We start from the raw sequence: 26,229 nt of genomic DNA, 5'->3' as shown, positions 1-26,229 counted from the left end.
GCCTTCGTCTACTTAGCGGCCCACGCCCCCTCAGGGGTGATGGGCCGCTTCGTTCGTGTTCGTACCGGAAAGAACTAAGTCCTTCCACGGCCAGTCGTGAACGGCTCGAGCAGAAGCCTCACCGCGGCTCGGGGATCCGCCGCTCCCATGACCGCTCCGATGACGGCGATCCCGGCCGCACCGGTGCCCGCGAGAAGTCGAGCGCGCTCCACGGTGATCCCGCCGATCCCCACCACCGGAATCGAAACGGCCCGCGCAACGCGTGCGAGCCCGTCCGGGCCGATCGATTCGCCCGCATCCTCTTTCGAGGGCGTTGCCCAAACCGCTCCCACTCCGAGGTAGTCGGCACCTTCCCGCTCGGCTACACGCGCCTCCTCGGGATCGTCGGTGGAATACCCGATGAGAAAGCCCGGAGGAGTCGATCGGCGCACTGCGGCCAGCGGAAGGTCGTCGGGTCCGAGGTGAACGCCGTCGGCGCTCACGGTGAGCGCCACGTCCACGCGGTCGTTCACGAACAAAAGAGCGCCGTGTGCGGTCGTTTCGCGGCGCAGCTCGCGTCCCAGGCCGGCGAGCTCCCGCGCACTCTGTTCCTTCGCGCGGAGCTGGATCGCGGGGGCTCCAGCGGAGAGTGCGAGCCGTACGACCTCGATGACCCCTCGTGGCGCGGCCTGCGCTTCATCCATGACGACGATGAGGCGAAGGCGTTCGGCGAGTCCTTCCCTGCCGCCCCCGCGACGGCTCGACCCCGGGGGAACCACCCCGTCCCGATCCGCCCTTTCCCCGGGGGTCAGCTTCCCTCCTCGTCCCTCAGCTCGATCTCATCCCACTCTCTCCGGGCCTGGATTCGCGCGTTGTTGTGCTGGTCGAGGGTCGACGAAAAGATGTGGGTCCCGTCGGGACGGGCGACGAAATAGAGGTAGGGGACGTCCGCCGGGTTGAGGACAGCCTCGAGGGCCGCCCGCCCGGGTGCCCCGATCGGCCCCGGAGGGAGCCCGGCCTGCGCGTACGTGTTGTACGGGTGATCGGCGACGGAGTCGATATCCGCGTAAAGGAGCCGGCTTCGCCGCTCGCCGAGGGCGTATTGAACCGTCGGGTCCGCCTGGAGCGGGATTCCGAGACGAAGGCGATTGTGGAACACGCCCGAGATCATCGGCATCTCCGCGTCGAGGACAGCTTCCGCCTGCACGATCGAGGCGAGGGTCGCGACCTCGCGCTCGCTGAGCCCGCGCGCCTCCGCGGCGACTCTCCGCTCCGGGGTCCAGAAGGAGCGGTACGCCTCGACGAGGGTTCCGACGATGGACTCGAGACCCACCCCCGGGGCGAAGAAATAGGTGTCGGGGAAGAGGTATCCTTCGAGGCCGGGACCCGGAACTTCCCACTCTTCCTCGACTCCGGTCTCCAGGAGCTCCGCTTCCACCTGGATCGAATCGAGCTCCGCGAAGGCGGTGATGCGCGCGGCGATTTGCCGGAGAGTGAAGCCCTCGGGAATCGTCAGTGGGAAGGTGACCATCCGTCCCGCCACGAGTTGATCGAGCAGAGCTCCCCATCCGGCGTCGCCGGGGACCTCGTAACTTCCAGCCCGCACCTCCCGGTCGTCTCCCCGAAGGCGAGCATAGGTGCGGAATATGAGCGGCCTTCCCACGAGATTCCGGGCCACGAGGGTATCCGTGACCTCGGCGAAGGTGGCCCCGGCCGGAATCGTGAACTCCACTAACTCACTGGTCGCTTCGCCGTCGGAACATCCGGCCGCGAGCGTGGAAGCGAGGGCGACCGCGAAAAGGTGGAGCGCGGGTGGCGCTCGTCGCGGCGTCATGGCACTCTCCGTCGCCGGTCGAGCCACTCCTGGAGAAGGATTGCCGCGGCCGCTCCGTCCACCCGTCCCTTTTCTTCGCGCTTGTGGAGGGGGAGCCCCGACGAGCGGACCATCCGTTCGGCCCGGACCGAGCTCATCCGCTCGTCCACGAGGTGGACGGGGAGTCCGAGCCTCTCGCCGAACTTCGCTGCGACAGCTCGGACTTCGTGGCTCCATTCGGAATCCTCCCCGGAGAGCTCCAGCGGAAGTCCAAAGACGATCGCCTCGACGCCGCAGCGGCGCGCCACCTCTTCCATGGCCTTGAAGGGTGGGCGCTTTCCGGGACGCCGCCGAATGGTCGCGAGGGGGGTCGCCAGCGTTCCCGTCTCGTCGGAGAGGGCGAGTCCGATCCTCGCTTCGCCAAAGTCCACGCCCAGGGCTCGCACGGGGAGGAGCGGGAAGGGCGCGCCTTCCTGCACCGGTTCCTCAGATCCGGGCGAGGGCCGCATCCAGCGCGTCGCCGCTGAGGAGGTGGCCATAGGCGGATTGGATCGCGCCTTCCGAGCCAACGAGAAAGGAGCACTCGTCGTCTCCCCGGCTTCGGCATCCCGCTTCCAGGACCGCGATGGGTCCGCCGCCGACGCGTCCGAGGATGTAGGCAAAAACTCCGGCGGAGAAAGCGCACCCGAGCTCTTCGTCACCATTGAGCGTAGGGTTGCTTTCGCCCCAGGAGCGGGCTCGCAGAAACCCGAACGCCGGATGGATTCTCTCCTGTTCCAGGCGTCCCCACCCACGCGCGTCGAAGTACCGATCCAGCTCTTGCCAAAAGACAGCTTCCGTGAGGGCCGCGGGATCGGCACCGATTTCCCGCGCGAACCCCTGGAAGAAGTCTTCCCCCGCGGCGAATCCCGCTTCGTGGAGCGCGTGGGTCGCTTCGCGCACGCCGACCTCTGTCTGGATTGCCCGGCGCAGGTGAAAAAGAGTCGCCGCGGGAAGGGTCAGGTCCCGTTCGATTGTCACACGTCGGGTCACGCCGTCCTCCATGGGGCTCCCTTTCGCCGGCGTCCGGGTCTCGAACACAATATACTACGAGGTGCCCAGGCGGCCGATGCGCCGGGCCTCCGGTCCCGGCTCGGGGGACCTTCGGCGGGTCCAGGCGGTATGCGGAGGAGAGGGCTGGTCGGAGAATGGTGCCTCGTTTGGTGCCGCTCCCAGGGTCCTCGTCCCGATGACCGCACTAACGTATTCAGAGGAGATTTCCCCTATGGCACACGAGGAAGACCCACAGATCCTCGGATTCGTCGCAGGATTGATTTGCGGGGCCGCCATCGGAGCCGGAGTCGCGATCCTCATGGCCCCGGACTCCGGAAGAAAGACGCGGAAACGGCTTCAGAAGGCTGCAGTGGACCTTCGGGAAACGGCCGCCGACCGCTGGGACGATGTCGCTGAGGATGTGAAGGACCGCGTCGAGGAAGTCCTGGATGGGGCCCGGAAGCGGTTTTCCTGACCCCTCGGGCGCCTCATCGCCAAGGCCAACGGAGGGAGGAGGGGGCGCTCCGGACCGAGTCGTCGCACTCTTCGGTGGGCTCGGTGCCCGGGATGAAGTACTCGACGTAGGCGCGGTCGCGCGGGCACCAGGGCGACGCCAGGAGGCCGGTCTTCGAGTCAACCTCGCGGGTGATGAGCCCGTCGAGGGGCCAGCGGTCGGGAATCGGGAGGATCGGGCCCTGGTTCGGCCCCCCCTCGGATGATTCGTCCGGGAAGATGTCCCCCACATAGACCTGGCGCATGAACTCCCCGAAGGCCGGGGCCGCGAATCCGCCCCCGGTCGCGAGGGGGTGGATCGTCTGGGGTTGGTCCATCCCGATCCAGACCAGGGCCTGGAGGGTCGGAGTGGCACCGACGAACCAGACGTTCGTGCCTTCGTTGGTGGTTCCCGTCTTTCCACCCGTGGGGACCTCGTACGGGAGCCCGGCGGTCACCCGCACACCGCTCGAACCCGTCCCGCGGTCCACGACGGTCTCCATGAGGCTCAATGTCATCCGGGCGCTGAGCCGATCGAGCGCCTGCGTACGTTCGATCCTCGGCTCCCAAACCACCTCACCGTCCGCGTTTTCGACCCGGAGGACGGTGAATGCGGGCGTGCGGACTCCGAGCGCCGCGATGGCGGCGTACGCCTCGGCGAGCTGGAGGGGAATCACGTCGGGGGATCCGATCGGCATCGCCGGAAAGCGTGGAATATCGGTCCGAATTCCCAGACGCCGCGCGGTCTGTGCGATCGTCTCGAGCCCCACCTCGTCGTTTCCGAGCTTCGCGGCGATCGTATTGATGGACAGCCGGAAAGCCTCGCGCAACGTCATGTCTCCCAGGAACTCGTTGGACTCGAAGTTGCTGGGCGCCCACGGTTCCAGACCGGGCCCTTGCTCCCAGAAGTAGGGGTTATCCGCGATGATGAACGATGCGGGGATCCCGATCGAGAATGCCGAGGCGTACACGAACATCTTGAAGGACGACCCCGGCTGCCTGCGCGCCAGGCGGAGGCGGTCGAACTCCGAGTGCTCGAAATCCCGTCCCCCCACGTAGGCGCGGATGGCCCCGGTCTGGGGCTCGATGGCGATCATCGCGCCCTGGAGATAGGGCGTGGAGGCGAGCTTCTCGCCCTCCGGCGTCGTCTCCATGTATGCCGCGTAAGCCGCGCGGGGATACCCGGGGCGCGCCTCGACCGCGACAAGGGCACGTTCCAGGGCAATCTCGGCGGCGCGCTGCATCCCGACATCGAGGGTCGTGAAGATCCGATACCCGGCCGTATAGAGGTCACTTCCGAAGAGATCCTGCATCGCCTGCCGGACCGTTTCGACGAAGTACCGAGCCGAGCCCTCGGATGCGTAGCCCCGCTCTGTCGGAAGCGGGAAGCGCTTCCATTCGTCGACCTCCGCCTCGGTCAGGAATCCCTCTCCGGCCATCCGATCGAGGACCAGATTTCGCCGGGAGCGGGCTGCCTCGGGATAGCGGAAGGGAGAGTAATTGCCCGGATTGTTTCCGACTGCGGCCAATAGGGCGCCTTCGGCGGGGTTCAGGTTGATTACGTCCTTCCCGAAGTAGTTCCGTGATGCCGTCTGAACACCGTACCACCCCGGCCCCAGGTAGATCTGGTTCATGTAGGCTTCTAGGATCTGATCTTTCGTGTACGCCCGTTCGATCTCGAGCGCGACCTGCAATTCCCTCAGCTTGCGCTGGAGGCTCGTATCGAAGCCGACTTCCTCCACGAAAATGTTCCGGGCGAGTTGTTGCGTGATCGTACTCGCGCCACCGGTCCGGAGCGACAACCCCGTGACCGACCGGACCAGCCCCGTAGGGATCACGCGGGAGACCACCGCACGCAAAATCGCACGTGGATCGAAGCCGCCATGGGTGTAGAACCGGCCGTCCTCGATCGCGATGAAGGCCTGGGGGAGGTGCGGGGGAAGGGCGTCGATCGTGACCGCCGTCCGGCGTTCGATTCCGAGCTCGGCGATGAGACGTCCGTCGTGGCTGAAGACCTTGGAGGTCTCCTGCGGCTCCCAGGTGTGGATCTGGGCGACGGATGGGCAATTGGCGCACAGGTTTCGCCACGCCCCGGTGGTTAATCCCACCCCGACCGCGAACACGAAAAGAAGGGTCGCCCAAACCCAGGGGCGGCTGGCGACCCACTCGGTCGCACCGCGCAGCGTAGCCCAGGTCTTGGAGAGAATTCGATTGAACCGTTCGTTCACGTCGTCCCTCCAGGCCGACTCAATCGCGGGGTCATCGGCAGGGATACCCCGGCGCTGCGGTACCGGGTCCCTTCCCGCCCGGGCGCCATAAATTCCACAAGCCTACAGATCCGCGCTTTTCTTGACAGCCACTCAGGGCTCGCCTATTGATTTTGAATTTCCCATCGCGAGAGTGATTGCGAGCGCCCGACGAGGCACGGGACACGGGGGCGGCCGCATCGCGGGGCCCTCGATGGTCCGAGTCCTTTCGGCACATCTCCCCGCCCTTACTCAGTGTTCGTCCTCGACTCCGACCGGGAGCATCCGTATGGATCTGCAGTTTCGCACCCCGTTGGGAAGGGTCTTGGGTGCCTGGGTTCTCGCACTCGCTCTTCTTACGCTCGCGGCCGGGGCCCTCACCGCGCAGCAAGGCGCCGTCGCCGGTCGGGTCACGGATGCCGGCACCGGGCTTCCGCTGAGTGGGGTCTTGATCCAGGTCGTCGGGACGGCGCTCGGAGCGGTCACTTCCCCCGCAGGGGAGTATAGAGTCGCAAATATCTCTCCGGGCGAGGTCGAGCTCCGGGCGAACATGCTCGGCTACTCTCCGGCCACTCGATTCGTCTCGGTCGCGGCGGCGGTGACCGCGATCCAAGACATCGCCCTTCTCCTCACGCCGGTTTCCCTCGACGCCCTGGTTATCACCGCCACCGGGCTCCAGCGGCGCCGCGAGCTCGGAAACGCAACGACGACTCTCCAAGTCGGGCGCGAGCTGGAGCGGACCGCGCCCAGGACGTTGACCGCCCTCCTTCAGGGGCGCGCGGCCGGCGTCCAGGTCCTCCAGAATTCCGGCACGACCGGCGCCGCGTCCATGCTGAAGATCCGCGGAAACAGCTCACTCGGCCTGGACAACACGCCGCTCGTCTACGTGGACGGGGCGCGCATCTCGAACGAGACGCTCTCGGGTCCGCCGATCGGGGGTCAAACCACGAGCCGCCTGAACGACCTCACGCTCGACGACATCGAATCCGTCGAGATCGTGCGTGGCCCGTCGGCGGCCACCCTGTATGGGACCGAGGCCGCGGCCGGCGTGATTCGAATCACCACGAAGCGGGGGCGTTCGGGGGCCGCCGAGTGGACTTTCCGGTCCCAGCTCTCGGGGGTCTGGGACGCCACCGACTGGCCCGATGTCGTGTTCAATCCGCGTGGGCTCCTCGGGTTCCTGGGCCCTGCGGTCCCGGACACGGTCTATCGCATGAATCTCCTCAACGATGGGACCGCCGGAGAAGGCGTGTACGGAACACCGTGGCGGACCGGGCTCGAGCAGAGCTACGGGGCCTCGCTCCGCGGAGGAGTCGAGGGAGTGACCTACTACTTTTCAGGTGAATTGGCTCGCCAGGAGGGGACGCTGATCAACAACGAGGCGGCCCGCCGAAACGTGCGCGGGAACCTGAACGTGCATCCGTCGGAGAATGTGGACATCGCGGTGTCCACGAGCTTTTCCAGCAACCGTGTCGCCCTTCCTCTGAACGACAACACGACCGACGGATTCATCGCGGCCGCGCTCGTGGGCTTTCCCTGGGAAATGCCAATCACGCGGGACGATCCGGTGACGGGAGCGCCCGGCGTCTCCACCTGTCCCCTCCATTACGAGGTGTCCCGCGCCACCGGGGTTCCGATCGCTTTTCTCGGTCCCGCTCTCGGCCTCCCGCCATGCGCGGAGAACCCGTTTTTCTCCGGACACGCCTGGGAGGATGTCGCTTCGATCGAAAACGACCAGAAGATCGAGCGCTTCATCGGGAGCGTGACCGTGGACTACCGCCCCGCATCGTTCCTCCGCGCGAGCGGGACCATCGGGTACGACCAGTTTTCGGACCAGACGGGAACCTTTTATCCGGTGGATCCGAGTCTCGTCTTCGGAGACCTCTCCCTCGGGGCCCGGAGCATCAACAACCTGGTCAACCGGAACTTCAGCCTCGAAGGGTACGTCGCCGGAACCTTCGACCTGACGCCGGAGCTCCGCTCCACGACCACCGTGGGGGCCCAGTTCTTCCGGACCCGAACCGAGGTCGCCGGCTCCCTCGGCCGCATCTTTCCGGCCGGGCCGACGACAGTGGCGAACGCTCTTCGGACCGAAGGGACGGAAGGCGTGGCCGAGAACCGGATCCTCGGCCTCTACATCCAGGAGCAGATTGCCTGGCGCGACCGACTCTTCGTGACGCCGGCGGTCCGCGTGGATGAAAGCAGCGCCTTTGGGATGAATCTGGGGCGCAAGGTCTATCCGCGAATCATGGCCTCTTACGTGATCAGCGAGGAGGACTGGTTTCCGCGCGACCTCGTCGAATCCTTCCGGTTTCGGGGCGCCTGGGGTCAGTCGGCCAAGCAGCCCGGGACACTCGCCTCTCTTCAGCTCCTCGCGCTTCAGCGCACGACCTTTCGGGGCGAAGACGTGGCCGGCGTCGTCTTCGTTGATCAGGGAAATCCCGATCTCGAACCCGAGACCGGTACCGAGGTGGAGCTGGGTTGGGAGGCTTCCGTGTTGGGAGGGCGGCTCGGCGTGGACTTCACCTTTTACCACCAGATCACAAAAGATGCGATCGTGCAGCGGGACGTTCCCCCATCTTCGGGATTTCCAGCCCCGGTCTCGACCAACATCGGAGAGATCCGCAATCGTGGAGTCGAGATTGGCGCATACGCGTCGGCCCTCGACGTGCCGGGAGCCCGCTGGGATTGGCAGTTGACTCTGGGCACCAACGACGGCGAGATCACGCGGCTCGACGAACCGATCCATTTCGGTGTGGATAGCCGGTCGCAGCGGCACACCGAAGGGTATCCCTTTGGCGCCTACTTCTCCCGGAGCTACTCCATCGGCGGAGACGGGGAGGTCCATTCCACGGATGAGCCGGTGTTCTTGGGACATCCCACGCCGGAGTACGACGGATCCCTTTCCACTTCCCTCACCCTGTTCGACTGGGTGACCCTCTTCGCGGAGCTGGGCTTTGCGGGCGGGCATCAACAGCTCAACAGCACCGAGGAGTTCCGCTGCGGGCTCCTCGGGGGCGGCACGTACGGGGGGACGTGTGACGCCATCTTCGAGGAGGACACCGAGGGCGAGCGGACGGACGCGGCGCGGATCAAGGCCCAGGCGGCGAGCGACGTGGAGTTCGGACCCTGGATCGAAGACGCGAGCTTCGCGCGGCTCCGGACCGTCTCGGCCCGAATCGAGATTCCGGGCGCATGGTTGGCACACATTGGCGCCACGCGGGGAAGCTTTACTCTCGCCGGGGAAAATCTCGCCCTCTTTACGGACTATTCGGGGATGGATCCCGAGGTCAACGGAGCCGGGGGGAGGCAGGACCTCCGCGTGGATTTTTTGACGCTTCCCCCGGCGCGACGGGTTTCCGGGTGGGTCTCCATCACCTTTTGAGCCGAATTCCCGGACCAGGGGAGCAGCCTAGATGACCAGGGTATGGGAGAGGGGGTGCGGTTCGCGGCGAGGGCTCGTCCTGCTCGCGGCTTCGTTGGTGGGAATCTGCGGGTGCGAGGGAATCCTGGATGTGGAGACGTCCGGGGTCATCGTCCCGGGGGACCTGGACGCGGCGGGACCCGCCGGGGTTCCCACGCTCGTGAACGGGATGGTGGGGAGCTACAACGCCTCGGCGGACAACGTGGCCCGGTACGCCGCCCTTCTGACGGACGAGATGATCCTCGGAGGAACCTTCCCGGATCGTTTCGACGTGGACCGGCGTCGAATTCTGTCGAGCAACGCCTCGGTTACGGACGAGCTCTACACGCCCCTTCACGCGGCGCGGTTCCAGGCCGACACGACAGTCGTCATTCTAGAGGCCCGCCTCGCCGATCCCGCTTTCGAGGAAGTGTTGGACCAGATGGAGGAGGGAATCGCGCTCGGCACGCTGTATGGCGGATACACGCGGCTCTGGCTCGCCGAGCTCTTCTGCTGGAGCATTCTCACCGGCGTTTTTCCCGAGACCGCTCCCGTCATGCCGGATGCCCGCGTTCACGAGGCCATCACCTTTCTCGCGGAGGCCCAGACACTCGCGGCGGCCGCCGGGCTCGCGGACATCCGGCATGCGGCGATCGTGGGGCAGGCGCGCGCGCACCTCTGGCTCGGCAACTACGCGGAGGCTGCGGCACTCGCCGTGCTGGTCCCCCGCTCGTTCGCCTTTCTCTCCGAGTATTCCAATCGCAACCCGGACCAGTACAACCAGGTCTATACGCTCACGTACGGGGACACGGAGGGGCTCCGTTGGACGGTGGGAGACGGGAGCTCTTCGATCCGCGGAAACGAGGCGTGGGAGCACCTCGGGCAGTTCATCGGTCTCAATCTGATCCGAAATCGTCCGCCCGGATTCACCACGCTCCACGGGTCCATTCCCGTGCTTCTGCAGACGCTGTACAGCCGGCCCGAAGCGGAGATCTTGATGGCCTCGGGCGTCGAAGCCCAGTTGATCCGCGCGGAGGTTCTGGTTCGGCAGGGAAATACGGGGGCCGCGGAAGGACTCCTGAACGATCTGCGATCGGACTATTCACTCCGGGCGACACTCCGGTGGGGAGTCGCGCCGCCCTCGCCGCAAAGTGCCCTTCAGCCCCTCGTGCTTACCGGCGATCTGACGGCGGACGTGAAGCGGGTCGCGGACGAACGTGCCCGGGAGCTCTGGCTCACCGGAGACCGTCAGGCGACGTCACGCCGCCTCCGGCGCGATCCGGCCGTCACCATCAATCTCTTTCCCCCCGTGAAGGGGGCTGGGATTGCGGGTGGAGACGACATCGCCTTTCCCATCGTCCTCCGCGAGCTCGACAACAACCCGAATCTGAGCCCCGGGCAGGCCTGTCCCGCCGGGCAGATCTCCGGCGGTTGGAGCTGAAAACTCGATGAGACGCCCGCCTCGAGTCGGCCGAACTCGACGCGGCGGGGGCTGGAGGCAAAAGACGCGAGGGGGTAGCTTGTTCTCGATGACACCGGGGCGAAGGGATGGAGGGCAACTCGGGACACCCGAGTCTGTCGTGGATGCGGCGCGCGGAGACACGCATGCGGTGAGCCGCGCCCCTCGGCGGGTGGAGAAACCCTGGGGGTACGAGCTCATCTGGGCGCACACCGACGACTACGCGGGAAAACTCCTTCACGTTCGTGCCGGTGAAGCCCTCTCGCTCCAGCTCCACGAAGAAAAGGACGAAACTCTCTTCCTCTTGGAAGGAGAGGTGCGGCTTCAGGTTGGAAGCGGGATCAACACGTTGGGGCCCGTCGCCTGGATGGTCGGGGAGTCGTTCCGCATCGTTCCGGGAACGCTACATCGCATGGAGGCGATTTCCGACTGCACGATCTTGGAAGTGAGCACGCCGGAGCTCGACGACGTAGTCCGGGTCCGGGACCGATATGGACGAGCACCGGACGAGGGCGTGCCAGACGAGGACGTGCCGAAAAAGGGCGTGCCGAAAAAGCACATGAGGCGGTCCTGAGCGAGTGATCCTCGAGCCCAGCGCCGGAGGGATGGAGTCCGTCCCGTTCATCCTTTCCCTGGGATCCAATCAGGGCGACCGCGCCGGGTACCTGCGACTCGGTCTGGCTTACCTGGGCGACCGGATCGTCGTGGACGCCATCTCCCGGACCATCGAGACGGCACCTTGGGGTCCGGTGACCCAGCCGCACTTCCTGAATCTCGCGTTGCGCGGCCATGGCGCTCCGGATCCATTCGCGCTTCTCGCCTGGGCGCGGGAAGCCGAGCTGTCCGCAGGGAGGGTCCGGGGCGTTCGCTTCGGGCCGCGCACCCTGGACGTGGACATCATCTTTTTCGGCGGACTCGTTCTGGAGACCCCCTCCCTGACCCTTCCGCACCCCCGCTGGGAAGGGCGTCCCTTCGTCCGGGATCTTCTCGCTGAAGTGGCGGGCGATCTCAGGGATCCCCGAACGGGGAAAGCTCTCGCCGGGATGGCGGCCGCGGCGAAGGAGTGGGGGGCGTGACCGGCATGGGTCCCCGCTGGGAGGTCGGCGTGGAAGCGGGTAAGGAGGCTGGATATCCGGTCGTGGTCGGGCCTGGCGTCCTCGAAGATCTCCCCCTCCTTCTCCGTCGCCACGCACATGTACACCGGTACGCCCTGATCGCGGATGCGCGCGTCCATTCGATCCATGGGGACCGTGTCGTCTCCCTCCTCACCGCGGACGGCGTCGCACTCTCGGTTCACACCTTTCCCGCGGGAGAAGAGCGGAAGACGCGCGCCGAGTGGGAGAGGCTCACGGACGAGCTCGTGGCGGCCGGCGTCGGGCGCGACGGTTGTGTGATCGCCCTCGGAGGCGGGGTGGCCGGAGATCTCGCCGGCTTCGTGGCGGCGACCTACATGCGGGGAATCCCGGTTGTGCAGATCCCCACCTCGCTCGTGGCGATGGCGGATGCCTCGGTCGGCGGGAAGACGGGCGTGGACCTCCCTTCCGGGAAAAATCTCGTGGGCGCTTTTCATCCGCCGCGCTTCGTCCTCGCGGACACCAACCTCACCTCGACGCTGCCGCGCGCGGAACGGAGTCAGGGGCTCGCAGAGGCCCTCAAACATGGGGCAATCCTGGACGCGGAATATTTTCGGAGCATCGTCGAGGAAGCCGACGCGCTCCTCGGGGGTGCGCCCCTGGCGACGGCCGCTGTCGTGACCCGATCGGTGGAGCTCAAGGCGAGCGTCGTGAGCCGGGACGAGAAGGAGGTGGGGCTTCGCCAGATCCTGAATTTCGGACACACCCTGGGCCACGCGCTTGAAACGGCATCGCAGTACCGGCTTCCCCACGGAAACGCTGTCGCGATCGGGATGGTCCTGGAAGCGAGGCTGGGGGAGCGGATGGGGGTGACGCGCGCCGGCGTCGCGGATGAGATCGCGGCGGCGGTGGGACGGATCGGACTCTCGGGAGATCCGGCGGAGGCCGTGGACACGGAGCGCCTTCTCGCCCTCGTCTCTCGAGACAAGAAGGTGCGGGAGGGAGTGGCGCGATACGTTCTCCTTCGCGACCTCGGGACGGTGGATCCGGGGATCGGGTGGAGCCATGCGGCCGCCCCCGAGCTCGTGCGGGAAGTGCTCCTGGAGGCGGCCCCGGAGGCCCTTTGACGCGGGTCCGAGGCGTTTCTATTCTCCACTCCGGCGCGGGTGGCGGTTCCGGCCTCCCGCGGACGTCGCGGCTCCCCGACTTTCCGAGCCCCTCCTGGAACTGAGATGGCGCCGATGGAGCACTCCCGAGGACATACGATCTCCGGCGCCCTTGCGGCACGCGCGCAGTCGGATCCACTGGGGACCTACCTCATCTTCGAGGACCGCGCGGTCAGCTTCGGCCGGATCGAAGAGGAATCGGAGGCCCTCGCCGCGGCCCTGGCGAACCTGGGGATCGAGGTGGGAGATCGCGTTGCGATCGTCCTCCCGGGGTGTCCCGAGTTCGTCGTTTCCCTCTTCGCCGTCGCGAAGCTCGGCGCCGTGCTCGTGCCCCTCGATCCCGGACTCACGGAGCCGGAGCTGCGTTACATGCTTCGCCACTCGGAAGCAGTTTGCGCGATCACCGTGGAAAGCTTCCACGGGGTGGACTTTCTCCAGCGTTTCGAGACTTTCTTTCCCCTTCTGCCCGAGCTCCAGTACGTAGTCACGGTCGGGCAAGAGGACCTCTGGTACGACGACCGCATCTTCCAGTTCGAGGACCTCGTATCCGCGGGCCGGGGGCGCAGCTTCGCCCGCGCCGAGGAGCGGAGTCCCGACGAACCTTTTGCGATCGTCTACACGTCCGGGACGACGGGAAAACCCAAGGGTGTGGAGCTGTCGGCGCGTGGCCTCCTGCATGCCGCCGCGGTCACCGCAGAGGCGGTCGGCCTGGGCCCCGGGGACCGCGTCTTCGGAGTCACCGCCCTCTTTCATGTCTTTGGGCTGGGTCCCGGACTCCTCGGATCCGCCCTTTCCGGGGCGCCGCTCGTGATGCAGCTGGAGTTCGATGCGGGGAAGGCCCTCGATCTGATCGCCAAGCACCGGGTCACCGTCCACTACGGTGTCCCGACCGTCTTCGCCGCCGAGCTCAGGGAGCAGCGGCGGCTCCCGCGAAACCTCTCCGCCCTCCGCACGGGGCTCGTCGCGGGGGCGCCGATGGGGGAAGCCCTCTTTCGGCAGGTGGAAGGAGAGCTTTGCCCCAATATGCTCGCGGCCTATTCGATGACGGAGACCTCTTCGACCCTCGCCGTGACTTCCGTTGACGATCCCCCGGGGATCCGGTGGCTGACGCTGGGACGGCCGGTCGCCGGGACCGAGGTGCGGGTCCTCGACGCCGGCGGAACCGAGCTTCCCCCGGAGAGCCTGGGTGAGCTGGCCGTGCGTGGTCCCGGGGTCATGCGCGGCTACTACCGCCAGCCGCAGGAGACCTCCAAGTCCTTCAACGGCGCGGGTTTCTTCAGGACGGGGGATCTCGGAATGGTAGACGAGGAGGGCTCCATTCATTTGGTGGGGCGGCACAAGGAGGTTATCATTCGCAGTGGTTCCAATGTCTATCCACGGGAAGTGGAGGACCGCCTTCACGCCCATCCGGCCATTCGAGACGCGGCCGTGATCGGGGTCGAGGACGAGTTCCTCGGCGAGGCGGTCTGCGCGCTGGTAGTTCCCGTGGAGGGTGCGATCGTGACCGCGGACGAGGTTCGGGAGTGGTGCCGCCGCACGCTGGCGAGCTACAAAGCTCCGGATCTCGTGCGTTTCGTCGAGTCGCTTCCCAAGACGGGAACCGGGGAAGTACGTCGAGTCGGACTCGGACGCCTATTCGAGGCGCACCGGGAAGATCCGGCGCCATGAGTCTCCGAGAGACTTCCCCTGACCCGTCCCCCGGTCATCCAGAACCTCGTTCTCCGCATGGTGTGGAGCGAGGCGGATGGGGGGGCAGGTGGGGAGGTTTCGCGGCAATAATTCACGAGAGGGGACTCCAAACCCCCTCTCCGCTGCGAGAGTTCGAGCACATCCTATGAGCATTCCGTTTTCGAGGGCCCCCCACATCGAGGGGACCGGCGTCGCCCTTCATTCTCCCCACGCGCCGAACGCCGCCCTCCTCATCGATTTCGACAACGTCACGATGGGGATGCGGAGCGACCTTTCGAAGGAGCTGAAGACGCTCCTCTCCTCCGATGTCATTCGGGGGAAGGTCACGGTCCAGAGGGCCTACGCCGACTGGCGTCGGTATCCGCAGTACATCGTCCCTCTCTCCGAGGCCTCGATCGACCTGATCTTCGCCCCGGCGTACGGGAGCAGCAAAAAAAACGCGACCGACATCCGGATGGCGATCGACGGGATCGAGCTCGTCTTCACCCGTCCGGAGATCGGGACCTTCATCCTCCTCACCGGGGACTCCGACTTTTCCTCCCTAGTGCTCAAGCTGAAGGAGTACGGGAAATACGTCATCGGCGTGGGGATCCAGGAGTCTTCCTCGGACATCCTCGTCCAGAACTGCGACGAGTACTACTCCTACACCTCCCTCTCCGGTCTCCGGAAGACGGATGAAATCGGGGGCGCGAGCCCGTCGGATCCATGGGCGCTCGTGGAGCGTGCCGTCGAGCAAATGGGACGCCGCGGCGACGTCATGCGCTCGGATCGCCTGAAGCAGGTCATGCTCGAGATCGATCCGAACTTCGACGAAAAGAGCATCGGCTTCAACAAGTTCTCGCGCTTCGTCTCCGAGGCGGGGAAGAAAGGCCTGGTGCAGCTCCAGAAGATGGAGAACGGTCAATACGAGATCGTTCCCGGAAAGGGGGTGAAGAAGGGCGAAGATCGGAGAGGTGGCGAAGGTGGCCGCCGCCCCGAGCGCGGCCGGGGCGACCGGGGGCGCGGGACCGGCGAGTCGCGCGGGTCCAGTGACTCCAGTCGTGCGAGGGAAGAGGGGATGCGGGAAGCGCCTGCGAGCGCCGGGGAGGGTGAAGGACGGGCGCCGGCGGGAGCCGGGCTCCCGGCGCCCGATCGCGGTTCCCTCGCGGCGGCGTACTCACTTCTCCGTCAGGCCATCACCGAGCTCCTCGCGGACGAGGACTCCGACGCGGTCCGTGACTCGGACGTGAAGCGCCGGATGCTCGCCTTGCAGGCCGGATTCGACGAGGCGGACCTCGGGTTCCCCAAGTTTTCGCGTTTCCTCAAGCAGGCGCACGATCACGAGGTGATCGACCTCCGCAAGGGCGAAGGCGGGAACTACGAGGTCGCCCTCGGGCCGAAGACCGCACCGCCCGAAGGACCTGGCCTCCAGTTGACGGGAGCGGGGACCGACGGTGCGGCGGCAATGACCGGCCCGAAACTGGCCGTCTCCGGAGTGGACGTGCCGGTCGCGAGCCGGCTCCGGCCACGCGAAGGAACGGCCCACGGCCGAACGGGCGGCGACGAACCCCCGCCCTTCCTCGAGGGCCAGGTGGTATCTCGTCCCCGGAGGGAAGGAGCCGTGACCGCGTCCGAGAGGACGGGCGTTCCCCCTGGTGAAGCGTTGGATCCGGTTGCGCTCCGTCTCCCGACTGAGCCGGACAGTGTGGTTCAGTACCTCACCAATTCCTACGGCGGGGTCGGCAAAAAAACGGCTGAAACGCTCGTGGATGCGCTAGGCGACCGTCTCTTCGTCGTCCTCCAGACCGACCCCGCGCGCGTCGCGCAGCTTCTTCCCCCCGCCCGGGCCGAGAAGCTGTTCGAAGGATGGACGGCGGATTTCGCGCGGCGGCGCGAGCGATTCGGGGAGGGACAGGGGGCGCCGCGCGGCGAGCACGCCCATCCCACCCCCTTCGAACCGCCGAAGACCGGGGCGCCCGGGGAGGGTTCCACACGAGTGGAGCTGGAGGAGCCGGTTGCGGCCGGAATCCCGGCTGAGGCCGCCGAGGCTCTCGCGTCCCCAGGCGACGACTTCGGGGGCGAGCCTCCCTCCCTCCTCCAGCCTCGGCTTCGCCGGACGCGCGGCGGACGTTGACGACCGGGTAAGTTGCCGAGCTCGCCCCGCCGCGCGCGACGGCCCGCGCCCTCGCATGCGAACGCCATGTCCGATCGGGCATGGCGTTCGCTCGTTCTGGGGCTGGAGCCGCTGGCCACGGGGCGCCTCGAAGGGCCCGCCGAGGAGGTCGCCCCACGCCTTCTCGGCTGCACCCTTCTCTCTCTGGTGGGAGGCGTCGCGACCGGCGGGAGGATCGTCGAAGTAGAGGCGTACACCGGTCCGGACGATCCGGCGAGCCATGCGGCGGCCCGCATCGGGCGCACGGCGCGGAACGCTCCCATGTTCGGCCCGCCAGGGCGATCCTACGTCTACTTCGTCTACGGGATGCACTGGTGCTTCAACGTCGTCACCGGAGCGGCGGGGGACCCACAGGCCGTTCTCGTTCGCGCCATCGAAGCCGGAATCGGCCGGGAGACGATGGCTCGGCGGCGTGGGCGCCGCGGGGATCTGACGAACGGTCCGGCACGACTCTGTGAGGCACTCGCCATACAGGGCGAGCACAACGACCTTTCCCTCACGGCGCCCCCCCTCCTCCTCCTCGACGGAGCGCCCGGACCCGGGGAGGTGGTCAAGGTCTCCCCTCGCATCGGGATCCGCGAGGCGGCAGATTGGCCGCTTCGCTTTTTCCTTTCCGGACACCCGGACGTCTCTCAGGGGCGGCCGGCACCTTCGATCGAGCGAACCGCCATATGATCGAGCCCGGCTGGATTTCGATCCTCCCCCCGGTCCTCGCGATCGTCCTCGCGATCTGGACCCGCCAGGTCTATCTCTCCCTCGCGGCCGGCGTCTGGATCGGATGGACGATCGTGGAGGGGTGGAATCCCCTCGCCGGGCTCGCCCGGGCCATCGCGGAGATCGTGGGTGTCTTCGGTGACTCCGGAAACGCGAACGTCATCCTCTTCACTCTCGTGATCGGTGCGCTGATTGCGACGGTCGAAAGCTCGGGCGGGGTACGCGGCTTCGTGCGATACCTGGAACACCGTGAGTGGGTGACCACGCCCAAGCGGGCGCAGGGTCTCGCCTGGGTCACGGGGCTCGTCATCTTCATCGAATCGAACATCACGGTGCTCGTGGCGGGGGCCGTCTCGCGTCCCCTCTTCGACCGCTTTCGCGTCTCGCGCGAGAAGCTGGCCTACCTCATCGACTCGACCTCTGCCCCGATCTGCATCCTGATCCCCCTGAACGCCTGGGGCGCGTACAATCTCGGGATCCTGAGCGGGCTGGGAGTCGAGGATCCGCTCGGGGTCTTCATCGGCGCGATCCCCCTGAACTTTTACGCGATCGCCGCGGTCCTCCTCGCCGGAGCCACGATCGTCTGGAAGCTCGACTTCGGGCCGATGAGGGCGGCGGAGCGGCGCACGCAGGAGGGGCTCCTGCACTGGCCGGAAGCGCGGCCGTTGATTGACGAGGAGATCCTCTCGCCGCCGCCGAACGAGCGGATCGAGCCCAGAGCCGTCAACATGCTCCTTCCGATCGCAGTGATGGTCCTCATGATGCCTCTCGGGCTCTGGATCACCGGCGAGGGTGACTTCCGGGCCGGTTCGGGGTCCACCTCCGTCCTCTGGGCCGTTCTCGCCGCTTTGGCCGTGAGCTGGGCCCTTCTCCTCGCCCAGCGGGGCGCGACCCTGGACGAATTGGTGAGCACCGGGCTCAAAGGGGGCGGAGGACTCCTCCCCCTGGCGCTCATCCTGGTCCTCGCCCTCGCCCTCGGGTCGGTCGCAAGCGCGCTCGGGACCGGAGTCTACGTGGCGAGCGTGACGGCCGGGGTCCTGCCCCCGGTGATCTTTCTCCCCGTCATCTTCCTCGTCTCTTCCGGAATCGCCTTCTCCACGGGGACGAGCTGGGGGACCTTCGCCATCATGCTTCCCATCGTCGTGCCGGCTTCGATCACGCTCGGCCTTCCCGCTTCGCCCTTCGTGGCGGCGGCCCTTTCGGGAGGCGTCTTCGGGGACCACTCCTCGCCAATCTCCGACACGACCATCATCTCTTCGATGGCCGCGGCCACGGACCACATAGACCACGTGCGGACCCAGCTTCCGTACGCTCTCCTTGCGGGGGCGGTGGCGACGCTTTGCTTCGCCCTCGCCGGGTTGGCGATGTGATGGGAGGAGGGGCCGCATGAAGATTCTCGTCTGCGTGAAACGGGTGCCGGACACGGATACCCGGATCCAAATTTCCGCGGACGGCACGACCTTCGATGCGGCCGGCGTCCGCTTCGTCATGAATCCGTACGATGAATTTGCCCTGGAAGCCGCCCTGCGGCTGAAGGAGAGTGGGCGCGCGTCGGAAGTGACCGTAGTCACCCTTGGGGACGAATCCGCCCAGGAGACACTTCGGGGGGCGCTTGCGGTCGGCGCCGATCGCGGCGTTTTGTGCCGCGGAGTGTCGGGCCCGGACGGCCTCGCGACCGCCAAGATCCTCCGCTCCGCGGTCGAGGCCCAGGGCCCGGACCTCGTTCTCGCCGGTGTCCGAAGTGTTGACGGCGACCAGGAACAGGTGGGGCCGATGCTCGGGACCCTCCTCGGGTGGGCCTGCGCGACCTGCGTATCGGAGATCGAGGGAGGCGACGGCGTCCTGATCGCGGTCCGCGAGGTGGAGGGGGGCCGCGAACGTGTGCAGCTCACACTCCCGGCGGTCGTCACGCTCACGAAAGGTCCCTTCGAGCTCCGGCGCCCGTCGTTACCGGGGATCATGGCGGCGAAAAAAAAGCCGCTCGAGGTGCGCGAAGCCGAAGTCGTGTCCCCCCGCGTGCGGGTCGTCGCTCTGGAGCTGCCGCCGGCGCGGAAGGAGGGAAGGATCGTGGGCGAAGGTCCCGACGCCGTGCCCGAGCTCGTCCGCCTCCTCCGAGACGAGGCGGGGGCGTTGTGAGGGAGGCTCGCGCATGACCCGTGTTCTCGCCGTGTTGGAGCAAAGGGATGGTCGTCTTCGCGGCGTGAGCGCGGAGGTCGTGTCGGCCGCGGCCGCCCTGGCCCGCGATCTGGGGGGGGAGGCCGAGGGGATCGTGCTCGGTGGGCCAGGAATCGAAGAGACGGTGCATGCCGCTCAAGCATTCGGTGCGCGCCGGATCCGGGTCGGATCGCATGAAGCGCTCGCGCACTACCGGCCCGAGGGATACGCGGAGGCGCTCGCCGGGATGATCCGGGAGGGAGGTACCGCCGCCGCGGTGCTCTTTTCGGCGACCGCGACCGGGAAGGACCTCGCGCCCCGCGTCGCCGCCCTGCTCGACCTTCCGCTCGCGCAGGACGTGACGGGAATCTCGGGGCTGGGCGGGCGGGTGCGCATGGTCCGCCCGGTCTACGCGGGAAAGGCCAACGCCACGATCGAGCACGACGCGGCCCCGGTCCTCGCGACGATTCGTCCCGGAGCCATTTCCGCCGTGGAAGGGATCTCCCACGCGGAGATCGAGCCCCTGTCCCTCGCTCTCGATCCGGAGCGGTGGCCGACGCGAAGGTTATCCTTCGAACCGGAGGGCGGTGACATCCCGGACGTCTCCGAAGCGGCGATCGTCGTGTCCGGGGGGCGTGGTCTCAGAGACCCGGCGAACTGGGCGATGCTCGAGGAGCTCCGGGCCGCGCTCGGCTCCGAGGCGGGCCTGGGCGCCTCCCGCGCCGTTGTGGACGCCGGATGGCGGTCGCATTCCGAGCAAGTCGGACAGACGGGGAAAACCGTCGCACCGCGCCTCTACTTCGCTATCGGGATTTCCGGCGCGGTTCAGCACCTCGCCGGCATGCGCACGGCGCGCACGATCGTCGCCGTGAATCGCGACCGGGACGCCCCGATCTTCCGCGTCGCCGACTACGGGATCGTCGGGGACGCCTTCGAGGTTGTACCCCGACTCGCGGCCGAGATACGCGCGCGGAAGGAGAGTTGAGCGGCGGCGGAGACCGCGCGGAGCACTCCGCACATCCCCCACTGCCCCCTCTCGGACTGTGACCTGCGATCAGGGCCGCGCGCCGAGGTAGGCGATCGGATCCACCGGACGCCCCCCCTTCCAAACCTCGAAGTGAAGATGCGGGCCGCTCACGGTTCCGGTGCTTCCGCTGAGGCCGAGGAGCGCACCCTCTTCGACCGGCGCACCCTGCGTGACGTGGATCTCGGAGAGGTGGGCATAAGCGGAGAGGACCCCGCCGGGGTGATCGAGCCAGACGACGTTGCCGTATCCCTCCATCCACCCGGCGAAGCGCACCCGACCCGATGCCATCGGGTGAACCGGCGTCCCCTGCGCGGCGCGGAGGTCCACGCCCCGATGCACCCGCGGGAGAACACCGCTCCATCTCACGCCGAAGGGAGAGGTCACGGCGGACTCGACCGGGATCCGGGGGATCGTGCATCCCGGGGCGAGGGCCCCGGACGCGGCGACGATCGAAAGGAGGATTCCGCGTCTCATGGGGCCTCCGTCCAGCTGGAGGAGGGGAGGAGGAGGACGTCCACGGGGGCGCCCCGCTCCGGAGACGGGGCCCCCTCCGGAAGGACCGCGAGACCGTCCGCGTTCGCGATGCTCTGGATCGCTCCGGATCCCTGGGGCCCGGCGGAGCGCGCTCCGAGCCCCCCGTCCTCCTCGGGCGAGAGGGTCACGCGGAAAAACCGGGTCAGATGCTCGGGGCCGGAGAAGGAATCGCGGGCCGTGGCGCGGATGCGCCTGAGGAGGCGGGCGCGATGCCCACCCATCGCGCGGATCGCGGGGAGGGCGAGAGTCAGGCAGGTGACGATCGCCGACACTGGATTTCCGGGGAGGCCGAGCACCGGGACCATCCCGCCTCCAGCTGATCGTGGGAGGCGACTCAGGCTGACGGGGCTCCCGGGGCGCATTCGAATGCGCCAGAAGATGGGCTCGCTTCCCAGAGCCTCGAGCGCCCGTTTGACCAGGTCGGCTTCCCCCATCGAGGCGCCTCCCGTCGTAATGACGAGGTCCGATTCCGCGGATGCGGCAGCGAGCGCGTCGAGAAGGGCCTCCATGTCGTCCCGAACGCGCACCGGCGTGAGGGGAGCGGCGCCCGCTTGGGCGAGGAGGAGAGGGAGGGAGGGAGAGAGGATGTCGGCGCGCCGGATTCCGCCCTCGAGGCCGGCGCGATCCCCTGGGGGGACCAGCTCGTCGCCCGTCACGAGAAGGGCCACACGTGGCGCCGGATGGGCGGACACCCTGGTTTCGCCTGCGGCGGCGAGGAGGGCGAGGAGCCCGAATCCGAGCGTGTCTCCCGGCCTCCCGAGGACGTCGCCCTCTTTCATCTCCTCCCCGGGGCCACGCACATGTTGTCCCACTTCGATGCGGGGGCGACCCCCTTCGCCCCGAAGCTCGACCCGGACCCACCCCGCTTCACCGGCCTCACGGTCCGTGTGCTCGACGGGAACGACCGTGTCCCCTCCCTCGGGGAGGGGTGCGCCCGTCATGATCCGGATCGCCGTGTCCGCTTCCAACGGGTCACCCCAGGGCCGCCCGGGGAGGCTCCGCCCGATGACGCGCAGGCGCGGTCCTTCCCCCTTCGAGTCCCCACGATCCCCGGAGCTCCGCTCCGCGGAAAGGTCACTTCCCCGCACCGCGTATCCGTCCATATGCGAGGTCGGTCCGGGGGGGAGGGTCAGCGGGCTTCGAATCGTCTCCGCAAGGGCGAGTCCCGCGGCCTGGTTGAGTGGTATGGGGCGGGACGGCAGGGGAGAGGCGGACGCGAGGACATGTCTCAGGGCGTCCCTGAAGGGGACCCAGTCCGCCTTTCGTGTCTCGAATTCTGGCATCGCCCCGCTCCTCAGAAGCGGTAGGTCGCTCCGATCGTCACTGCGATCGATTGTGACCATTCGTCCGCCGGCACCGCCTGCAGGTCTTGCTGGCGCGTTCGGAAGCCGAGCGGATGGGCGATGCGCCAGAAGTGCACCGTGCTCTCGAGGCGGACTCCGAATCGGTCGCCGGCGAGCCAGCGGACCCCTCCGCCGAACGTTCCGGCGAACGAGGGACCGAACTCGAAACGCGCAGTCGGATCCAGACCGTCATCGAGCTCGGTTTCTCCGGAGAGATCGAAGGCGATGCCGATACCCGTGAAGAGGAAGGGAGCGAGCCGGTTCCAGGTGCGGGGGCCGGTGACGTTGAGGCGGGCGCGGGCGTCGAGGATGCCCACATGCGCGTCGGCCACTCCGAGGAGCTCCGGCTCGACGGCCTGAACCTCGGGATCGTAGACTTCCCGGTCCGCCATGAGATAAGAGAAGCCCGTCTCGATCGCGAAGACTCCCGTGAGATCGAATGCGTAACGCGCGCCGAACATCGGTCCGCCCCCGGGACCCAGGCGGAGGGTGCCCCGGTCGTCCGTGGCCGTTCCCCCGAACACGCTCACTTCATGGCGGGTTTCGATGAACTCGTACGGAGAAGGCACCGTCTGGGCGGCGGCGCCGGCCGGTCCGCACAGGATGGCGGCGAGGACGCAGACAAAGACAGCCGGCTGGGCGAAGGGAATGACAGGGCGCATCGGGCTCCGATCGAAGTGGGTCCGGCTCCAGCTCGGGGTCGAATGGGTGGTTGCGGCCGCATCGGGGCACCCTTCCGGCTCGGCCGCGGGAAGCTACCCAGGCGATCCGCGAGGCTGCAACCCGTCGATGCGCGCGCCCCGCGGAATTTGACGGGTTCCCGGGGCTCCGTCAGATTTTGTTCTCCGGCGCCGTTCCTTTAACCCGTTCGCTCCCGGTTCGTTTCCGCTGATGGTTCCTTGCCCGCCGACGCTTCGAGCGATTCCCCTCGCCGGCGTCGCGGTATCCCTCTTCGGGATCGGCGGGACGGTCGCGCATGCTACCCCCCTCTACGCGCAGGAAACCGTCGTTCGTGTGGAGGAGAACTTCCGGGCGGAGCCCAATGGGGCAATCCTCGGACAGCTCGCTCAAGGCACGCGCGTCTCCGTCGAAGAAAGAGATGGAAACTGGGCGCGCGCGACGATCCAGGGGTTCATCTGGATGCCCTCGGTGCAGGACCGCCAGACGACGGGGCCCCACGGCCTGGTCATTTCGGTGGCTGACGGAGAGAACCTTCGCGATGTCCCCGCCGGTAGGATCGCCGGCCGGCTCCTCACCGGCACCGTCCTCGAAGAGCTCGAGCGGATTCCGGGATGGGTGGAGGTCCGGCGAACCGGTTGGATCTGGAACGCCTCCCTGGACGCGGCCCAGCCGGCGGTCGCGGCAGCGCCGGCCGCGGGGACGAGCCCGCCGGTGGCGAACGCCGCACCTCTCGGCGGCGACTGGCTCCGGGGAGGTAGTCAGGGGGCCGCGATTCTCTCGGCTCCGGATGGCGACACGCTGGGACAGGCGCACCCCGGGTCCGAGTTCCGCATCGTATCCCGACAAGGGAACTGGGCCCGCATCCAGCTCGAGGGATGGGTTTGGGTTCCCTCCGTCGAGGCCGGCACTGAACCCCTCGGCGGCGAGCCCACGATCCTCTCCGACGTGCGCGCCGGCGATCTCTCGCGAGAGTACGATCGGTTCCGCGGCCGCCTCGTCGAGATGCGGCTCCAGTATATCTCTCTCGAGAGGGCCGAACAGGTCCGCACCGACTTTCGCGAGGGGGAACCTTTCCTCCTCACGCGCTCCCTCGACGAGGACCGGAGCTTCGTCTATGTGGCGGTGCCTCCGGAGCACCTGGACGATGTGGGAAGCTTGACCCCCCTCGAGTCCATCCGGGTCCTGGCTCGGGTGCGCGCCGGCGCGGCGGCCTTTACCGGAAGCCCGATCCTCGACCTGATCGAGCTCGAACGCATTCGATGATGGAGACGCACCGAGGCATGCGAGAATTCAAGGACGAGCACGGGCGGAGCTGGACGGCGGGCGTCCTGGAGCGGCCGGGGCTCGACTTCAAGGGGCGCTTCAGCTTCGTGGCGCGCCCCGTCGGCGCGAAGTCCGAAGAAGAGATCGAGCTGCACGACGTGCGCTGGAACAGCGAACTGAGCGCGCGGCGGACTCTTCAGACGATGTCGGAAGTGGAGCTTCGGCGTCGGCTCCGCTCCGCCAGAGGCAGGGCGGCGAGCCCCCCGGCGTAGGAAAGCCCCGCCCTCAGCGCCGGGCGGCGTCCACCGAGGCGTCCAAGGCCTCGGAGACTTCAGAAACGGGGTTCATACGCGGTCCGTAATCCCCGTACTCGACCCTGGCGAGTTCGCCCTCGGAGGGTCCCCAACTTCGCGAAAACGAAGCCAGCTCGATCCCGATCCGGTCCTCCACGCTCTTCGCCGTCGAAGTCGAGGGGACGTTGTTCGAGAGGATGCTGAAGAGGATCGGCTCTCCCCCCACGCCACGGACGACACCGGAGAGCGCGGAGACGCGACTGATCGTCCCCGTCTTCGCCCGAAGATTCCCAGCCGCCAGCGACTGATACATTCGCCCCAACTCCCTCCGGTTCCCCGCTTCGGGGAGCGAGGCCCAGAAGTCGTCGGCGTACGAGGTCTCCGAGACGTGCGTCAAAAGCGAGATGAAGGATGACGCGGTCGCGCGATTGAACCTAGAGAGCCCCGAGCCATCTTCGATGTAGATGTCCCCGGGTGCGACTCCCACGACGTTGATGAGATAGTCCGTGAGGGCCTGCGCGCCGGAAGCGAACGAACCGGTCCCCGTGGTGATGCGGCCCACGGCGAAAAGGAAGAGCTCGGAGTAGAGGTTGTGGCTCACCTTGTTCATCACCTGGAGGAGCTCGCGGACCGGCGGCGAGTAGTGCACCGCGAGGGTCCGAAGCGGGGCCGCGCCGCCGCGATCGAAAGCGGGCGCGACGACGTTGGCGCGGGTGACCGGGGAGGTCTCCTCCGGTCCAAGCGCGCGGGCCGATCCCTCCATGCGGATCCCTTCCTCGGCGAGAACGTGCCGGAGCACGGAGGCGGCGTACGCAGCCGGGTCCGCGACCGTGAGGACCCGCCAGAGCTCCCCGGCGCCTGAGCGGACCTCTCCGCGGAGCTCGATCGCCCCCTCGGGCCCGTCGCGAACCAGGAGTACGGGGGAACTCGGCCTTCCGCTCACGGTGGTTGCCGAGTTCGTGACGAGGATGCCGGCACCCGGCGGATCGGTGGCGAGCTGAGGGGTCGTCCCCGGCTCGCCACCGCGCACCTGGAGCGTCACGACGTTTTCGCTGAAGGTGAGGGCGGAGACCGGAGCGGCGTACCAATCGTCGAGGTCGCGGGCGTTCCAGGAGGGGTGCCGCGACGGTCCTTCGAAAAAGGAGGCGTCGCCGATCACGTCTCCGGTTACCGTGTGGATCCCCAACCGGGCCAGGGCCCGCGCAAACTCGCGGAACGGCTCGGTGGGCCCGGACAGGATGCGGTCCGAGATCGCCGGATCTCCGGTGCCGTAAAGGATCAGGTTTCCGTCCAGGATCCCGTCCCGAACCGTCCCGTCCGTCAGCATGTACGTAGGGAAACGAAATTCCGGACCGAGGTGGTAAAGGGCCGCCGCACTCGTAAAAAGTTTCTGATTCGAGGCCGGGGCCAGCCGGGCCTCGGAGGAGAGCGCCACGAGCGTGTCGCCGCGCTCGAGGGAGATCGCGAGGACTCCCCATTCGGCGCCCCGCCATCCGGGGCTTCCGACGAGCCGCGCGATCTCGTTCTGGAGTGGAAAAAGGTTCGGAGAAGTGGCGGTATCCTGGGCCTCCAGCGGGATCTGGAGGGTCAGCGCGGCTCCCAGCGCGAGCACGAGTCCGGGTTGAAGTCGGATCAAGGATTCAGTCCGTTCTCTGGAAGCTGCCGGCTACGTTGCCGCTCGGAAGATGTGGAGACCCTGGGCCTTTGGGCAAGCTA

At 67.5% G+C, this 26,229-nt stretch carries 23 protein-coding genes; 14 read left to right on the top strand and 9 right to left on the bottom strand.

What is annotated here, in order from left to right:
• Positions 1 to 74: 74 nt before the first annotated feature.
• Genes thiE through WEG36_01445 form a run of 4 tightly spaced genes read right to left on the bottom strand, consistent with a single transcriptional unit; the run spans position 75 to position 2,824 of the window.
• Positions 75 to 758 carry a thiamine phosphate synthase gene (thiE, locus tag WEG36_01460; protein ID MEX1256260.1) on the bottom strand — a complete coding sequence of 228 codons (684 nt, stop codon included), beginning with the start codon at positions 756 to 758 and terminating at the stop codon, positions 75 to 77.
• Positions 759 to 787: 29 nt separating this feature from the next.
• Positions 788 to 1,813 carry an endolytic transglycosylase MltG gene (gene mltG / locus WEG36_01455; GenBank protein MEX1256259.1) on the bottom strand — a complete coding sequence of 342 codons (1,026 nt, stop codon included), beginning with the start codon at positions 1,811 to 1,813 and terminating at the stop codon, positions 788 to 790.
• Positions 1,810 to 2,271, bottom strand: coding sequence for a Holliday junction resolvase RuvX (gene ruvX, locus WEG36_01450; protein MEX1256258.1), 462 nt, complete (start codon positions 2,269 to 2,271; stop codon positions 1,810 to 1,812). The genes mltG and ruvX overlap by 4 nt, the downstream gene beginning before the upstream one ends.
• Positions 2,272 to 2,278: 7 nt before the next feature.
• Complete coding sequence (locus WEG36_01445) at positions 2,279 to 2,824, bottom strand: V4R domain-containing protein (protein MEX1256257.1); 546 nt, start codon at positions 2,822 to 2,824, stop codon at positions 2,279 to 2,281.
• A gap of 232 nt (positions 2,825 to 3,056) precedes the next feature.
• Between WEG36_01445 and WEG36_01440 the strand changes: the two genes are divergently transcribed.
• Positions 3,057 to 3,299 (top strand): YtxH domain-containing protein, encoded by a 243-nt coding sequence (locus WEG36_01440; GenBank protein MEX1256256.1) that lies wholly within the window; start codon positions 3,057 to 3,059, stop codon positions 3,297 to 3,299.
• 13 nt (positions 3,300 to 3,312) lie between these two features.
• Here WEG36_01440 and WEG36_01435 read toward each other — a convergent pair whose 3' ends face one another.
• Positions 3,313 to 5,544 (bottom strand): PBP1A family penicillin-binding protein, encoded by a 2,232-nt coding sequence (locus WEG36_01435; protein MEX1256255.1) that lies wholly within the window; start codon positions 5,542 to 5,544, stop codon positions 3,313 to 3,315.
• A 307-nt stretch (positions 5,545 to 5,851) separates the two neighbouring features.
• Between WEG36_01435 and WEG36_01430 the strand changes: the two genes are divergently transcribed.
• The 11 genes from WEG36_01430 to WEG36_01380 all read left to right on the top strand — a co-directional run bounded on the left by WEG36_01430 (position 5,852) and on the right by WEG36_01380 (position 20,357).
• Positions 5,852 to 8,947 (top strand): SusC/RagA family TonB-linked outer membrane protein, encoded by a 3,096-nt coding sequence (locus tag WEG36_01430; protein ID MEX1256254.1) that lies wholly within the window; start codon positions 5,852 to 5,854, stop codon positions 8,945 to 8,947.
• A 31-nt stretch (positions 8,948 to 8,978) separates the two neighbouring features.
• Positions 8,979 to 10,406 (top strand): hypothetical protein, encoded by a 1,428-nt coding sequence (locus tag WEG36_01425; protein ID MEX1256253.1) that lies wholly within the window; start codon positions 8,979 to 8,981, stop codon positions 10,404 to 10,406.
• A gap of 7 nt (positions 10,407 to 10,413) precedes the next feature.
• Positions 10,414 to 10,998 (top strand): hypothetical protein, encoded by a 585-nt coding sequence (locus WEG36_01420; GenBank protein ID MEX1256252.1) that lies wholly within the window; start codon positions 10,414 to 10,416, stop codon positions 10,996 to 10,998.
• A 31-nt stretch (positions 10,999 to 11,029) separates the two neighbouring features.
• The gene (gene folK / locus WEG36_01415) at positions 11,030 to 11,500 is read left to right on the top strand and encodes a 2-amino-4-hydroxy-6-hydroxymethyldihydropteridine diphosphokinase (GenBank protein MEX1256251.1); all 471 of its coding nucleotides are present in this window, start codon (positions 11,030 to 11,032) and stop codon (positions 11,498 to 11,500) included.
• 5 nt (positions 11,501 to 11,505) lie between these two features.
• Positions 11,506 to 12,624 carry a 3-dehydroquinate synthase gene (aroB, locus tag WEG36_01410; GenBank protein MEX1256250.1) on the top strand — a complete coding sequence of 373 codons (1,119 nt, stop codon included), beginning with the start codon at positions 11,506 to 11,508 and terminating at the stop codon, positions 12,622 to 12,624.
• A 114-nt stretch (positions 12,625 to 12,738) separates the two neighbouring features.
• On the top strand, positions 12,739 to 14,331 hold the full coding sequence (locus WEG36_01405) for a class I adenylate-forming enzyme family protein (GenBank protein ID MEX1256249.1): 1,593 nt from the start codon (positions 12,739 to 12,741) through the stop codon (positions 14,329 to 14,331).
• A gap of 166 nt (positions 14,332 to 14,497) precedes the next feature.
• A complete protein-coding gene (locus WEG36_01400) occupies positions 14,498 to 16,465 on the top strand; it encodes a PIN domain-containing protein (GenBank protein MEX1256248.1) in 1,968 nt (655 codons plus the stop codon).
• Positions 16,466 to 16,531: 66 nt separating this feature from the next.
• Positions 16,532 to 17,179, top strand: coding sequence for a DNA-3-methyladenine glycosylase (locus WEG36_01395; GenBank protein MEX1256247.1), 648 nt, complete (start codon positions 16,532 to 16,534; stop codon positions 17,177 to 17,179).
• A complete protein-coding gene (locus tag WEG36_01390) occupies positions 17,176 to 18,588 on the top strand; it encodes a Na+/H+ antiporter NhaC family protein (GenBank protein MEX1256246.1) in 1,413 nt (470 codons plus the stop codon). The genes WEG36_01395 and WEG36_01390 overlap by 4 nt, the downstream gene beginning before the upstream one ends.
• A gap of 16 nt (positions 18,589 to 18,604) precedes the next feature.
• Positions 18,605 to 19,354, top strand: coding sequence for an electron transfer flavoprotein subunit beta/FixA family protein (locus WEG36_01385; GenBank protein MEX1256245.1), 750 nt, complete (start codon positions 18,605 to 18,607; stop codon positions 19,352 to 19,354).
• A 13-nt stretch (positions 19,355 to 19,367) separates the two neighbouring features.
• Positions 19,368 to 20,357 carry an electron transfer flavoprotein subunit alpha/FixB family protein gene (locus WEG36_01380; GenBank protein ID MEX1256244.1) on the top strand — a complete coding sequence of 330 codons (990 nt, stop codon included), beginning with the start codon at positions 19,368 to 19,370 and terminating at the stop codon, positions 20,355 to 20,357.
• Between the two features lie 69 nt (positions 20,358 to 20,426).
• Here the strand turns inward: WEG36_01380 and WEG36_01375 are convergent, their stop codons facing one another.
• The 3 genes from WEG36_01375 to WEG36_01365 are packed head-to-tail and all read right to left on the bottom strand — an operon-like array spanning position 20,427 to position 22,938.
• Positions 20,427 to 20,873: a M23 family metallopeptidase gene (locus WEG36_01375; protein ID MEX1256243.1), complete on the bottom strand. Its 447-nt coding sequence runs from the start codon at positions 20,871 to 20,873 to the stop codon at positions 20,427 to 20,429.
• Complete coding sequence (glp, locus tag WEG36_01370; GenBank protein ID MEX1256242.1) at positions 20,870 to 22,216, bottom strand: gephyrin-like molybdotransferase Glp; 1,347 nt, start codon at positions 22,214 to 22,216, stop codon at positions 20,870 to 20,872. Before glp ends, WEG36_01375 begins: the two co-directional genes overlap by 4 nt.
• 11 nt (positions 22,217 to 22,227) lie before the next feature.
• The gene (locus tag WEG36_01365; GenBank protein MEX1256241.1) at positions 22,228 to 22,938 is read right to left on the bottom strand and encodes a hypothetical protein; all 711 of its coding nucleotides are present in this window, start codon (positions 22,936 to 22,938) and stop codon (positions 22,228 to 22,230) included.
• Between the two features lie 229 nt (positions 22,939 to 23,167).
• Here WEG36_01365 and WEG36_01360 point away from each other — a divergent pair, with 229 nt between their 5' ends.
• Together WEG36_01360 and WEG36_01355 are read left to right on the top strand one after the other, a co-directional pair.
• Positions 23,168 to 24,220 (top strand): hypothetical protein, encoded by a 1,053-nt coding sequence (locus tag WEG36_01360; protein MEX1256240.1) that lies wholly within the window; start codon positions 23,168 to 23,170, stop codon positions 24,218 to 24,220.
• 17 nt (positions 24,221 to 24,237) lie between these two features.
• On the top strand, positions 24,238 to 24,492 hold the full coding sequence (locus WEG36_01355; GenBank protein ID MEX1256239.1) for a hypothetical protein: 255 nt from the start codon (positions 24,238 to 24,240) through the stop codon (positions 24,490 to 24,492).
• A gap of 13 nt (positions 24,493 to 24,505) precedes the next feature.
• On the opposite strand, the gene dacB is transcribed toward WEG36_01355, so the two are convergent.
• A complete protein-coding gene (gene dacB / locus WEG36_01350; GenBank protein MEX1256238.1) occupies positions 24,506 to 26,149 on the bottom strand; it encodes a D-alanyl-D-alanine carboxypeptidase/D-alanyl-D-alanine-endopeptidase in 1,644 nt (547 codons plus the stop codon).
• Positions 26,150 to 26,229 lie beyond the last annotated feature (80 nt).

Source organism: Gemmatimonadota bacterium, from assembly GCA_040882465.1.
Classification (GTDB): domain Bacteria; phylum Gemmatimonadota; class Gemmatimonadetes; order Longimicrobiales; family Gaopeijiaceae; genus JBBEBG01.
This window is presented reverse-complemented; position numbering and strand designations above follow the sequence as displayed.

Coding starts and splice junctions, on each gene's coding strand:
- mltG (MEX1256259.1), bottom strand. CDS start 1,813: ATGACGCCGCGACGAGCGCCACCCGCGCTCCACCTTTTCGCGGTCGCC.
- WEG36_01440 (MEX1256256.1), top strand. CDS start 3,057: ATGGCACACGAGGAAGACCCACAGATCCTCGGATTCGTCGCAGGATTG.
- WEG36_01430 (MEX1256254.1), top strand. CDS start 5,852: ATGGATCTGCAGTTTCGCACCCCGTTGGGAAGGGTCTTGGGTGCCTGG.
- WEG36_01425 (MEX1256253.1), top strand. CDS start 8,979: ATGACCAGGGTATGGGAGAGGGGGTGCGGTTCGCGGCGAGGGCTCGTC.
- WEG36_01420 (MEX1256252.1), top strand. CDS start 10,414: ATGAGACGCCCGCCTCGAGTCGGCCGAACTCGACGCGGCGGGGGCTGG.
- folK (MEX1256251.1), top strand. CDS start 11,030: ATGGAGTCCGTCCCGTTCATCCTTTCCCTGGGATCCAATCAGGGCGAC.
- aroB (MEX1256250.1), top strand. CDS start 11,506: ATGGGTCCCCGCTGGGAGGTCGGCGTGGAAGCGGGTAAGGAGGCTGGA.
- WEG36_01405 (MEX1256249.1), top strand. CDS start 12,739: ATGGAGCACTCCCGAGGACATACGATCTCCGGCGCCCTTGCGGCACGC.
- WEG36_01400 (MEX1256248.1), top strand. CDS start 14,498: ATGAGCATTCCGTTTTCGAGGGCCCCCCACATCGAGGGGACCGGCGTC.
- WEG36_01395 (MEX1256247.1), top strand. CDS start 16,532: ATGTCCGATCGGGCATGGCGTTCGCTCGTTCTGGGGCTGGAGCCGCTG.
- WEG36_01390 (MEX1256246.1), top strand. CDS start 17,176: ATGATCGAGCCCGGCTGGATTTCGATCCTCCCCCCGGTCCTCGCGATC.
- WEG36_01385 (MEX1256245.1), top strand. CDS start 18,605: ATGAAGATTCTCGTCTGCGTGAAACGGGTGCCGGACACGGATACCCGG.
- WEG36_01380 (MEX1256244.1), top strand. CDS start 19,368: ATGACCCGTGTTCTCGCCGTGTTGGAGCAAAGGGATGGTCGTCTTCGC.
- WEG36_01375 (MEX1256243.1), bottom strand. CDS start 20,873: ATGAGACGCGGAATCCTCCTTTCGATCGTCGCCGCGTCCGGGGCCCTC.
- glp (MEX1256242.1), bottom strand. CDS start 22,216: ATGCCAGAATTCGAGACACGAAAGGCGGACTGGGTCCCCTTCAGGGAC.
- WEG36_01365 (MEX1256241.1), bottom strand. CDS start 22,938: ATGCGCCCTGTCATTCCCTTCGCCCAGCCGGCTGTCTTTGTCTGCGTC.
- WEG36_01360 (MEX1256240.1), top strand. CDS start 23,168: ATGGTTCCTTGCCCGCCGACGCTTCGAGCGATTCCCCTCGCCGGCGTC.
- WEG36_01355 (MEX1256239.1), top strand. CDS start 24,238: ATGCGAGAATTCAAGGACGAGCACGGGCGGAGCTGGACGGCGGGCGTC.